Source organism: Rickettsia amblyommatis (genome assembly GCF_002078335.1).
Classification (GTDB): domain Bacteria; phylum Pseudomonadota; class Alphaproteobacteria; order Rickettsiales; family Rickettsiaceae; genus Rickettsia; species Rickettsia rickettsii.
In genome coordinates this window covers 373,476-386,176 of the sequence record NZ_CP015012.1, presented here as the reverse complement: position 1 = coordinate 386,176, position 12,701 = coordinate 373,476, and the positions used below count along the sequence as shown (strand labels likewise).

The window sequence follows — 12,701 nt, the reverse complement described above, 5'->3', positions numbered from 1 at the left end:
TCCCGCCTACGCGGGAATGACGTAGTAATTTTACTATATTATTCTATGAACGCAACAATTCTAGTCAAAATAATTACTCCTTTAGGTATTGCATTTGAAAAGCAAGCTAAAATGGTAACAATGCCGGGTGAGGAGGGTATGTTTGGAGTGCTGCCGAGTCACGTTCCAATTATTGTTAGTTTAAAAGCTGGTTTAGTACAGGTTTATATAGATGATATGCATAAATCCGAAAACACTTATCTTATTTCCGGCGGTGTAACCGAAGTAACGGCAAATTATATTAATATAGCTACGGAAACGGCTATTAACGTTACGAATTTAAGTGAAGTGGAAATAGCAACTAAGCTTCTCAATCTTCAAAAACCTTTATCAGATCAACATTAATTTGTTTGAAAAATCTACGTTTTGGGATAAGGTTATTTTAATGTCATTGCGAGCAGCCGTAGACTGCGTGGCAATCTTGTCAAACTTCCTGAGATTGCCACGCAGTCTACGGCTGCTCGCAATGACGATGTTCATTTCACATAATCAAGTGAGAAACAAATGTCAAAAGTACATAATTCAGAATATATACAAGAGTTATCAGTCGATAATACTTCATACAAAATTTACGATATAAATAAAGCGGCAAGCGATATCGATCTTCCCTTAAAAAAGCTTCCATATAGTTTAAGAGTATTATTTGAGAATGTATTACGTTCTAATGGTTCAAAGCAAAGCTTACTTGTATTTAAAGAATGGCTAAAAACTAAAAAATCTGATGCGGAAATAGATTTTATGCCGGCAAGAGTTTTGATGCAGGACTTTACCGGTGTGCCTGCTATTGTAGATTTGGCGGCTATGCGTGATGCGATGAAGAAAATAGGAGGCGATCCGTTAACAATTAACCCGCTTATTCCTGTTGATTTGGTAATAGACCATTCCGTAAGCGTTGATTCTTATGCAGCTAAGAATTCATTCGATAAAAATGTTCAAATGGAAATGAAACGTAATATAGAGCGTTATGCATTTCTTAAATGGGGGCAGCAAGCATTTAATAATTTTAAAGTAGTGCCGCCGGGTACGGGTATTTGTCATCAGGTAAATTTAGAATATTTAGCAAAAGTCGTGTGGCATAAAGACGGCACCCTTTATCCTGATAGTTTAGTTGGAACGGATAGCCATACAACTATGGTAAACGGTTTATCGGTGCTTGGTTGGGGAGTCGGCGGAATAGAGGCAGAAGCTGCCATGTTAGGTCAACCTCTTACTATGATCTTGCCGGAGGTAATTGGAGTAAAACTAACAGGAAAATTAACAGGCATAGCTACTGCAACCGATTTAGTTTTAACCGTTACCGAGATGTTGCGGAAAAAGAAAGTAGTAGGTAAATTTGTCGAGTTTTTCGGTGAGGGGCTTGAAAACCTAACGATTGCCGATCGTGCTACTATTTCTAATATGTCGCCTGAATACGGTGCTACTTGCGGCTTTGTCCCGATTGATCAAGAAACTATAAAATATCTAGAGCTAACAGGTAGAGAAAAAACGCAAATCAGATTAGTAGAGAAATACGCAACCGAGCAGAATCTTTGGTATGATTTTGAACATGCGGCAGAATATACCGAGGTTTTAGAGCTAGATTTATCTACGGTACATAGTTCACTTGCCGGTCCAAAACGTCCGCAAGATCGAGTAAACTTAAACGATGTAGCAAGTAATTTTAAATATGAATTACCGAATTTTGCTTTAGAAAATAAAGACATTGATAAAAAATATGCCGTAGCAAATCAGAATTACGAAATCGGTAACGGCGATGTGGTAATTGCAGCAATTACTAGCTGTACTAATACTTCTAATCCTTCGGTTATGATTGGTGCAGCACTTCTTGCTAAAAAAGCACTAGAACACGGGTTAAAGGTAAAACCTTGGGTTAAAACTTCTCTTGCTCCTGGTTCAAAAGTCGTAACGGAATATTTGAAGCTTAGCGGTCTTGATAAATATTTAGATGAATTAGGGTTTAATCTAGTAGGTTACGGCTGTACTACTTGCATCGGTAATTCCGGACCTCTAAATCCGGAAATAGAGGAAACTATTAACAAAAACGGGCTAGTTGTTGCTTCTGTTTTATCTGGTAATAGGAATTTTGAAGGGCGAATTAATCCGCTTACTAAAGCAAGCTATCTCGGCTCGCCTATTTTAGTCGTAGCATATGCACTTAGCGGCACTCTTAATATAGATCTAACAAATATGCCCATAGGAGAAAATATTTATTTAAAAGATATTTGGCCAAGCAAAGAAGAGATAGATGAAGTTATTGCAAATTCCATTAATTCCTCTATGTTTATAGAAAAATATTCTGATATATTTAGCGGAACGAAAGAGTGGAAAGATTTACAGGTTACTAATAGTTCTACTTATAACTGGAATAAGAATAGTACCTATATTAATAATCCGCCTTATTTTGGGGATATAGGCAGCAAGAATAATATACAAGATATAAAATCTGCAAAAATTCTAGCAATTCTTGGTGATTCTATTACTACCGATCATATTTCGCCTGCAGGTAGTATTAGTAAAACCAGCCCTGCTGCTAAATATTTAACGGACCATCATATAGAGCCTCTAGATTTCAACTCTTACGGATCACGTAGAGGAAATCATGAAGTAATGATGCGTGGCACATTTGCTAATATTCATATAAAAAATGAAATGTGTAAAGGTGTAGAAGGCGGGTTTACCATAAACCAGTTAAGCGGCACGCAGCAAACTATCTACGATGCAGCTATGGACTACAAAGCTCATGATATACCGGTAGTGATTTTTGCAGGTAAAGAATATGGCAGCGGCTCATCTAGAGACTGGGCAGCAAAAGGACCTGGGTTGCTTGGTGTAAAGGCAGTGATTGCCGAGAGCTTTGAGCGAATACATCGCTCAAATTTAGTAGGTATGGGTATTTTACCGCTAACTTTTACCGGCAATAATACAAGATTAGATTTAAAGTTAGACGGTTCAGAAACTATTGACATTACAGGCTTAAGCGAGAATATAAGCTCTTATAATCCTGTTAAATGCGTGATAAAAAAACAAACCGGTGAAATAAGAACAATCGATTTAATATTGCAAATATTTACGGATAATGAGATAAATTATATAAAGCACGGCAGTATTATGCATTTTGTGGTAGAGAGTTTGAAGGGGTAGTTTGCTGGCATCATCATTGCGAGAAAATTGCGTAGCAATTGTATGTACGCAATCTTGGGAGTTTGTTATTATTTCATGAGATTGCCACGCAGCCTACGGCTGCTCGCAATGACAGCTCAGATAGCCATGCAACAACGCCACACGGGAACGACATAAAGAGGTAAAAATATGGACAAGCATCTTAAAGAATATACCGAGAGCGGTAAGAAAAATTTAATTGTAGTATATATATTATATTTATGTGGGATAGTAGCTCCGATATTGCCGTTAATCGGGGTATTTTTTGCATATCTTAACAAAGATAAAGGCGATAACTTTGCGATTAGTCATTACGTGTTTTTATTTCGTACTTTTTGCCTTGGGGTTCTTGGGTGGATTGTATGTTTTATATTTACGTTTATCATGATTGGAGTAGTACTATACTTTATACTCGCTGTTTGGTATATACTTCGTGTTGCCATCGGTTTTAAATATATGATAGAAGACAAAGCATACCCAAACCCTATGACTTATTGGATAAAATAAAAATGATAAAGCTGAACGTAGATGGCTCTGAAATAGAAGTATCAGAAGGTAGCACCGTGTATCAAGCCTGTACACAAGCAGGAAAAGAAATCCCTCATTTTTGTTATCATGAGCGTCTAAAAATCTCTGGTAATTGCCGTATGTGCTTGGTTGAAATGGAAAAATCACCAAAGCCTATAGCTTCTTGTGCTATGCCGGTAAGTAACGGTATGGTTATTCATACCGATACGCCTATGGTAAAAAAAGCACGTGAAGGGGTGATGGAGTTTTTACTGATTAACCATCCTTTAGATTGTCCTATTTGTGATCAGGGCGGAGAGTGTGATTTACAGGATCAGGCTTTCAGATACGGCAAAGGTACTAATAGATTCCACGAAAATAAGAGATCTATTAAAGATAAATATATGGGACCGCTGATTAAAACAGCGATGACTAGATGCATACAATGCACAAGATGTATTAGATTTGCAAGCGATATAGCGGGAATAGAGGAAATGGGAGCTATTCACCGTGGAGAACACATGGAAGTAACTTCATATTTAGAGCAAACTTTAGATTCCGAAATTTCTGGTAATATGATCGATATTTGTCCCGTCGGTGCTTTAAACTCTAAGCCTTATGCTTTTAAAGCTCGTAAATGGGAGCTAAAACATACCGCTAGCATTGGAGTGCATGATGCCGAAGGCTCTAATATTCGTATTGATAGTAGAGGCGATGAGGTAATGAGGATATTACCTCGTGTTAATGAAGAAATAAATGAAGAGTGGCTTTCGGATAAGAATCGTTTTAGTTATGACGGTTTAAAATATCAGCGCTTGGATCGTCCTTATATCAGAAAAAACGGTAAGTTAGTAGAAGCTAGCTGGAGTGAAGCTTTAAAGACAGTAGCGGATAAAATAAAATCCGTAAAACCAGAAAAGATTGCTGCTATTGCTGGTTCTCTCTCTTCTGTCGAAGCAATGTTTATGTTAAAAACATTATTGCAAAAGCTTGGCTCTAATAATTACAGCGTTAATCAGTTTGACTATAAACTAGATACCACGCAGCGAGGCAATTATTTATTTAATACTACTATTGCAGAGATAGAAAAGGCTGATTTATGTTTGCTAATCGGAGCAAATCCAAGGCAAATAGCTCCAGTATTAAATAGTAGAATAGGTATACGAGTACGTGCCGACTCACTAAAAGTAGCAAGAATAGGTGGAGGGCATAACCAAACCTATAAAATTCAGGATTTAGGAAGTGATATTAAGATTATTGAGGAGCTAGCCACTGGTACTCATGAGTTTACGAAAGTCTTAAAAGCAGCAAAATATCTGATGATTATAGTAGGTGACGGTGTATATGCAAGAGATGACGGATATGCTATATTGTCGCTGATTCATAAGATAGTGACTGAATATAATATTATGTGTGATGATTGGAAAGGCTTTAATATATTGCATAATCACGCTTCTATAGTTGGCGGTCTTGATATTGGTTTTAATACTCCTATTAAGCTCGAAGAGTTGGCACTCGCTTATTTACTTGGAGCGGACGTCGTCCCATTTGATAAGCTGAAATCGACTTTTATAATATATCAAGGACATCACGGGGACGCAGGTGCTAGCAGTGCTGACGTAATTTTACCTGCGGCTGCTTATACCGAGCAGAGCGGAATTTACGTAAATTTAGAAGGTAGACCGCAAATAGCAGAAAAAGCAGTATCGCCTGTAGGGGTAGCTAAAGAAGATATAGAAATTATTAAAGAGCTTGCCGGTTATCTAAAAATAGATATCGGAATGGATAATTTGCAAGAAGTAAGAGTAAGGCTTGCTAAAGAATATAAGGTATTTGCTAGTATTGATAGAATTATAGAAAATAAATTTAGTAAGTTTAGCTCTAAAGATAAGTTATCAAAAGAGCCGCTAACTGCAGAACCTATTAATTATTATATGACTGACGTGATTAGTAAACATTCGGTCACTATGGCTAAGTGCATTGAGGCTAAGGAAGCAAGAGACGAGGAGGCGGCATGATGAAAAATATGCTATTCTCACCCCGTATATCATTCCCGCAAAAGCGGGAATCCAGCTCTTTTTTTGTAAATTATTTTCTGGATTCCCGCTTTTGCGGGAATGATATAATAAGGGTACAATCATGCTAGAACTCTTTTTTGAATATATTTTTCCGTTAATTATCATCGCTCTAAAGGTAGTTGCAATTACTATCCCTTTAATATTGTGCGTTGCGTATTTAACATATGCAGAGCGTCGTGTTATTGGATTAATGCAGCTTCGACGAGGACCTAACGTTGTCGGTCCGTTTGGATTACTTCAGCCTATTGCCGATGCGGTTAAGCTCTTATTCAAAGAGCCGATCATTCCAACCAATTCCGATAAAATATTATTTATTTTAGCACCGATGATAACTTTTATATTAAGTTTAATCGGCTGGGCAGTTATACCCTTTGCAAAGAGCGTCGTTCTGGCAGATATTAATGTAGGTGTTTTATATATTCTTGCTATTTCCTCTTTAAGTGTTTACGGCATTATTATTGCCGGCTGGGCTAGTAACTCAAAATATGCTTTTTTCGGAGCTATACGTTCCTCTGCCCAAATGATTTCTTATGAAGTGTCGATGGGGCTGGTTATTATTACCGTGCTACTTACTACCGGTACTCTCAATTTAAGTGAGATCATTGAAGCACAAAGAACAATGCCGTGGTGGATTGATTTAATGCTACTACCTATGGGTGTCGTGTTTTTTATCTCGGTGCTTGCCGAAACAAATAGATTACCTTTTGATTTACCTGAAGCAGAATCGGAGTTAGTCGCTGGCTATAATGTTGAATATTCCTCTATGGGATTTGCTTTATTTTTTCTAGGTGAATATGCTAATATGATATTAGTTAGTGCAATGACTACAACTTTCTTTTTAGGAGGTTACTTGTCGCCCTTTAATATATCGTGGTTAGATTGTATTCCGGGGTTCTTTTGGTTTGTATTTAAGGTCGGATTCTTATTGTTTTGTTTTTTATGGATTAGAGCGACCTTACCAAGATATCGCTATGATCAATTAATGCGACTTGGCTGGAAAGTATTTTTACCTCTAACTTTATTTTGGGTGGTATTAGTATCAAGCGTGCTTGTTTATACAGATAATTTACCGAGTATTTAGGTGTTATTGTCATTGTTGCTTGATCGGTTTACACGTCATTGCGAGGAAATTACGAAGTAATTGACGAAGCAATCTCAGGATATTTAACGAGATTGCCACGCAGCCTACGGCTGCTTGCAATGACGACTCGGTATCCATGCGGGCAATGCCCCGCAGAAATACATCGATCTTTAATATATAATTTTTATGATAAACTATTTAAAATCGTTTTTTCTATATGAGATAGTAAGGGGGATGGCTTTGACTTTAAAGTATTTCTTTAAGCCCAAAGTTACCATAAATTATCCTTATGAAAAAAGCCCTGTTAGTCCAAGATTTAAGGGTGAACATGCCCTGCGTCGCTATGAAAACGGTGAAGAACGCTGCATTGCGTGCAAACTCTGTGAGGCGATTTGTCCAGCACAAGCGATAGTAATTGAAGCGGACGAACGAGAAGATGGCAGCAGGCGTACTACTCGTTATGATATAGATATGACAAAATGCATTTATTGCGGATTATGTCAGGAAGCTTGCCCTGTAGATGCAATAGTTGAAGGTCCTAATTTTGAGTTTGCAAGTCTAACTCGTACCGCACTTATTTACGATAAGGAAAGATTACTGCAAAATGGCGATAGATGGGAACAGGCACTCGCTAGTAAACTATACAAAGATTACAAGTATAGGTAATATACTCGTTTAATTACTCTGCATTTATTCGGAATATATACGTATATTATGCTATTGTGATTCTGTTAATAGGTTCATTTCAAAAAAGTTAAATTAAAAAAATATATCATGAAAATTCGAACCTTGCATTCGAGATTTCATAAACCTTTGTAATTTAATTATTGCTTTTCTTTTTTTTTTTGACTTTTATTCTCTTAATTGTAAATAATTATAAAAACTAAAAAATTATGTTTATAAAACAGATTTATAGTATGGTAGTTTGTTTTGTTACTACTATAGTTTTATTGATAACGCTCTCTATTACATTTAATGCATTCATTACATTATTCCTACCGGAAATAGGAGGAACTCATAAAATATAGTACTAATGAGCAATATTTAAAGCTAAAATCATATGATAAGGATTTATATGAACAAAAAAGGGTTGCTCCAAAAGAGCTGGAAGACAAGAAAATTAGTTATAAGAATGAATATATAGAAGTTACTAAAACACGTGCTGTAAGTACAATAATTAACTGTTCAATTTGGATTACAATTAGCCTTATATTTTTTATTATACATTGGGAGATTTATAAAAATACGCAAAACAATAATAATTAATCAAGCTGTAATATCTGTGCAGATTTTATAGAGCTTTCTAGATGAGAGGATAGAAGAACAATACCGCCGCTATTTGCTTTCATGACAATTAGATTATTTAGTAAATCCCTATTTTCTTTGCTTAAGTTAGTTTCAACTTCATCAAGTAGCCATAAGTCAGATTGGCAAGCAATAAGCCTTGCTATGGCTACGATTTTCTGCATTCCGCTAGACAAACTATAGCATTTTTCATCTAATAAGTCGTGTAATTTGAAGTAATGAGTAGCAGCATATAGGGTTTCAGCGGAATTATAAATTTCCGACCAAAATTTTAGATTTTCAAAAACAGTCATTTCTGATTTTAGACCTAAATTATGACCGATATAAGTGCAGTAAAGTTTAGCGATATTGTTAATATTACAGTTTCTATAGTAGATATTACCGCTACTCGGTTGCATAATTCCTGCTATCATTCGTAGTAACGAGCTTTTCCCACAACCGTTAGCTCCTTTTATATATGTGATAGAAGAAGGAAGAAAAGTAATATTTAGATCAAATAAGTTTTTAAATTGTAATTGATGAAGTGATAGCATGTCCTTGTCATACCGTGGCTTGACCACGATATCTAGTAAAATTATTAGTATTTTGAATTGCTTTTATGGATACCGTGGTCAAGCCACGGTATGACATCTGTTGCTTTTTAATATTAATTTTCACGATGCTCTTCTGGTGTAGTCCCAGTTAATTCTGTATTATCTTGTTGATTATTATGACCAATTCTAAGTTTCTCACGAGCATCTCTTAAAGCTTCTTTATGATCTGATGCATCAGGATTTACCACATGACTTATATCTATGCCTGTGACCTTATTAGCTTCTTGACCTAATTTTTTAGTTGCGTTGTCTGATTCATGGTTTATTTTTTAGCTTCTTTTGCTATTTTCTCATATAAATCTCACTTTTTAAGTTCTATAATTAGAGTAGCATTTATATTTTTTGTAAGCAATTAAAATTTTACCAGCAAATTTTCCACCGATAAGCTAAATACATTTAAAATAGAACTCGGCATTAGACCAAAGTAAATAATTAATAATATTAAAGGAGCTATTGAGATTATTTCGTATTTATATAAATCTCTGAAATGCATAATTTCGTTATTGGTAATTTCACCGAGCATTACTTCTTTGTATAATTTCAGCATGTAAACCGCCCCGAAGATTATGCCGAGAGCTGCTATAAAGGTTGCTACTACATTCACCTTATAAATCCCAAGCAAGCTTAAAAATTCTCCAATAAATCCACTAGTTCCGGGTAACCCGACAGAGCCGAGCATTGCAGTCATAAAAAATGCGGCAAGCACCGGCATTTTACTTGCTACACCACCATATTTAGCTATTTCTTTTGTATGCAATCTTTCGTACAAAGTACCGACTATTAAGAATAGACATGAAGAAATCACGCCGTGGCTAAGCATCTGAAATATTGCTCCGCTAACTCCGGCCTCAGTAAAGCTAAAAATACCTATCGTAACATATCCCATATGTGCAATAGATGAATATGCTATCATCTTCTTCATATCTTTTTGAGCAAGAGCAACGAGTGATGCATATATTATAGCAATAACGCTAAGGTAAATTACGTAAATTGCAAATTCTTGTGATACACTCGGACATAGAGGTAGTAATACTCTTAAAAAACCGTAACCGCCGAGTTTTAGCAAAATACCGGCAAGAATAACCGAGCCGCTGGCTGGAGCTTGTACGTGTGCATCGGGTAGCCAAGTATGAAAAGGAATCATAGGGATTTTAACGGCAAAAGCAATAAAGATAGCCCACCATAAAATTTGCTGAGCAAATAATGGAATATTATCAGTAAGCTGAAAGATATAGGTTAAATCAAAGCTATGTATTTTGCTATAAATATAAATTAATGAAAGTAGGAAAAATACAGAACCAAAGAACGTATATAAGAAGAATTTAAGAGCCGCATATATTCTATTCTCGCCACCCCATACGCCGATAATAATATACATCGGCACTAATATTGCTTCAAAAAACAGATAAAACAATAGTAAATTTACCGAGGTAAATGCCCCTATACAAAAAGATTCCATTAATAAAAAACATATCAAATATTCTTTAATATATTTTTTAACGGTAAATAAGCTTCCAATTATACAAATAAGAGTAAGAAAAGAAGTTAGAACCACAAAAAATATTGATATACCGTCAACGCCTACATGGAATTCAAGCCCGATCTTATCAAGCCAAGCGTAGCGTTCAACAAATTGATAAGCGGGGTTTGAGGAGTCAAACTCTATTAAAATATAGATAGTTGAGATGAATGTTAAAACAGCACTAAGCACTGCAACATACATTACATATATCGGTTTATCTGCTTTTTTACTTTGACTAATAAACAGCAAAATATATAGCACGCTTATTAGCGGCAGAAAAATACTGATAGATATAATAGGTAATTCTAACATTCTTTAAGATTTTATGAGTTTTTTTCCGTCATGGCGAGGCAAATTACGAAGTAATTGACGAAGCAATCTCAGGAATTTGTTATTATTTCATGAGATTGCCACGCTCGCTACGTTCGCTCGCAATGACGGTTTTAGTTTTTAACGCAAATAACATCAGTACATTATGTTTTTCCAAACAAAATAACTAATTGTTACAACAATAAATGATACTATATACAAAGCATAATTAAAAACATATCCTGTTTGTATTTTGCTGGTAAGAACGCTAAAACAATTAACGACTCGTGAAAAACCGTTTGGTCCAAAACGATCGATTATTTGCTGATCGCCAAGATAAAATAAAGAAGCTAAACAGTTAATAGGTTTCACAATTAAGCAATTATATATTTCATCGAAGTAATATTTATTGCGTAATATGTTGGAAATTAATACAAGGGGTATCATCCCGCGGCTTGACCGCAGGATCCAGGCGTTTTTAATATTTTTACTGGATTTCCGTTTTTGCGGGAATGACATAACAGTACTTGACTTATATAAGTAAATCGCAGTAACAATCCCCACTATACTGACTGCCATAGGTAGTAGCTTAATATATAAAGGCGGGTGGCTAATTAGTAATTTATAAATATGTAAATTAAATAGGTTTGCATGGAAATAACCGTTTGGTTTGTCCATAGCAAGTAAATAATAGCCGATCATACCGCTAAAAAAGCTCCCGGCGACAAGTAATATAAGTGGATTATTCATTACTTTAGCCGGTTCATGAGCATGCTCAAAAACATCTTTTTCTAGCTTAGTTTTGCCATGAAATACCAACATAATAATCTTCATTGAATAAATAGCGGTAAGTATTGCTGCTGCTATTCCAAAAATAAACATAAACGAGCCGCTACTATAAGCCGCTTCTAAAATCGAGTCTTTAGAGTAAAATCCTGCCAAAGGATAAATCCCTATTAGTGCAAGTGAGCCGATTAAGAAGTTGCCATAAGTTACCGGCATTTTATTTCTTAAATCACCCATTTTAAAAATATCCTGCTCGTGAACGGCATGTATTACGCTGCCGGCTGATAAGAATAATAAGGCCTTAAAAAAGGCATGAGTTACTAAGTGAAATATTCCGCTATTATAGGCAGATACTCCGCACGCCATGAACATATAACCAAGCTGACTGCAAGTTGAGTAAGCAATAATCTTCTTGATATCGCTGTGCATAATAGCAATGCTTGCAGCAAAAAGACAAGTAACACCGCCGATAATCGTAATAAATTTTAGAATTAAAGGGCTATATTCAAATAAATACGAGCAGCGTGCTACTAAGAATACTCCTGCTGTTACCATGGTTGCTGCATGAATAAGTGCAGATACCGGAGTCGGTCCTTCCATCGCATCAGGAAGCCATACATGTAAACCGATCTGTGCAGATTTACCCATACAACCGATGAATAATAATAAACAAATAATGTCTAGAATGGAAAAATGTAAAAATATTTTTGTATTAGATAATAATTCTGCAGATGACAATACATCTTTGTAATTTGCCGAGCCACAATAAACAATAATCGTTATTACGCCTAAGATAAAAGCAAAATCGCTGGCTCTATTTATTATAAAAGCTTTAATCGCTGCTTTATTGGCTGATTCTTTTGAATACCAAAAACCTATTAGTAAATATGAGCAAACGCCAACGCCCTCCCAACCGAAAAATAACTGTAAGAAATTATCGCTAGATACTAGCATTAACATAAAAAAAGTGAATAAAGAAAGAAAAGACAAGAAGCGTATAATCCCCTTATCTTCGGCCATATAGCCAAGCGAGTAGATATGCACGACGCTTGACACCCATGTTACGGCTATAAACATTATGCTAGTTAGCTGATCGATATAAATCGACCAATTTACTTTAAAATTTCCAACCTCAATCCATGGTAATAATTGAACATGGATTATATTCCCGTCTAATCCCGTATCGCAAAATATTATTAATGAGAATAAGGCAGATAAGGATAAAAAGCCGGTTGCAATTACTTGCGCTAATTTTTTGTCTATTACCCTTACAAATAACCCGTTTATTATGCTAGATGCAAGTGGTAACATGATGATCATTA

11 protein-coding genes are annotated in these 12,701 nt (G+C 35.6%); 7 read left to right on the top strand and 4 right to left on the bottom strand.

Going from position 1 to position 12,701, the window contains the following annotated elements:
* Positions 1-45: 45 nt before the first annotated feature.
* The 7 genes from A3305_RS02120 to A3305_RS11170 all read left to right on the top strand — a co-directional run bounded on the left by A3305_RS02120 (position 46) and on the right by A3305_RS11170 (position 7,892).
* Positions 46-384 carry a F0F1 ATP synthase subunit epsilon gene (locus A3305_RS02120; protein WP_014392816.1) on the top strand — a complete coding sequence of 113 codons (339 nt, stop codon included), beginning with the start codon at positions 46-48 and terminating at the stop codon, positions 382-384.
* 159 nt (positions 385-543) lie between these two features.
* On the top strand, positions 544-3,180 hold the full coding sequence (acnA, locus tag A3305_RS02115; protein ID WP_014392815.1) for an aconitate hydratase AcnA: 2,637 nt from the start codon (positions 544-546) through the stop codon (positions 3,178-3,180).
* Positions 3,181-3,348: 168 nt separating this feature from the next.
* Positions 3,349-3,705 carry a DUF4870 family protein gene (locus A3305_RS02110; RefSeq protein WP_012153185.1) on the top strand — a complete coding sequence of 119 codons (357 nt, stop codon included), beginning with the start codon at positions 3,349-3,351 and terminating at the stop codon, positions 3,703-3,705.
* A gap of 2 nt (positions 3,706-3,707) precedes the next feature.
* Entirely contained in the window at positions 3,708-5,723 is a 2,016-nt protein-coding gene (gene nuoG / locus A3305_RS02105; RefSeq protein ID WP_014392814.1) for an NADH-quinone oxidoreductase subunit NuoG, read from the top strand.
* Positions 5,724-5,844: 121 nt separating this feature from the next.
* A complete protein-coding gene (gene nuoH / locus A3305_RS02100; RefSeq protein ID WP_014392813.1) occupies positions 5,845-6,864 on the top strand; it encodes an NADH-quinone oxidoreductase subunit NuoH in 1,020 nt (339 codons plus the stop codon).
* Between the two features lie 186 nt (positions 6,865-7,050).
* Positions 7,051-7,530 carry an NADH-quinone oxidoreductase subunit NuoI gene (nuoI, locus tag A3305_RS02095; RefSeq protein WP_014392812.1) on the top strand — a complete coding sequence of 160 codons (480 nt, stop codon included), beginning with the start codon at positions 7,051-7,053 and terminating at the stop codon, positions 7,528-7,530.
* A 227-nt stretch (positions 7,531-7,757) separates the two neighbouring features.
* Positions 7,758-7,892, top strand: a complete 135-nt coding sequence (locus A3305_RS11170; RefSeq protein ID WP_264357834.1) for a hypothetical protein — start codon at positions 7,758-7,760, stop codon at positions 7,890-7,892.
* 234 nt (positions 7,893-8,126) lie between these two features.
* Here the strand turns inward: A3305_RS11170 and ccmA are convergent, their stop codons facing one another.
* The 4 genes from ccmA to nuoL all read right to left on the bottom strand — a co-directional run bounded on the left by ccmA (position 8,127) and on the right by nuoL (position 12,690).
* Positions 8,127-8,702 (bottom strand): heme ABC exporter ATP-binding protein CcmA, encoded by a 576-nt coding sequence (ccmA, locus tag A3305_RS02090; protein ID WP_014392811.1) that lies wholly within the window; start codon positions 8,700-8,702, stop codon positions 8,127-8,129.
* Positions 8,703-8,815: 113 nt separating this feature from the next.
* On the bottom strand, positions 8,816-8,950 hold the full coding sequence (locus A3305_RS11165) for a hypothetical protein (protein WP_014392810.1): 135 nt from the start codon (positions 8,948-8,950) through the stop codon (positions 8,816-8,818).
* A gap of 164 nt (positions 8,951-9,114) precedes the next feature.
* Entirely contained in the window at positions 9,115-10,596 is a 1,482-nt protein-coding gene (locus A3305_RS02085; RefSeq protein ID WP_014392809.1) for an NADH-quinone oxidoreductase subunit M, read from the bottom strand.
* A gap of 153 nt (positions 10,597-10,749) precedes the next feature.
* The gene (nuoL, locus tag A3305_RS02080) at positions 10,750-12,690 is read right to left on the bottom strand and encodes an NADH-quinone oxidoreductase subunit L (protein ID WP_045799481.1); all 1,941 of its coding nucleotides are present in this window, start codon (positions 12,688-12,690) and stop codon (positions 10,750-10,752) included.
* Positions 12,691-12,701 lie beyond the last annotated feature (11 nt).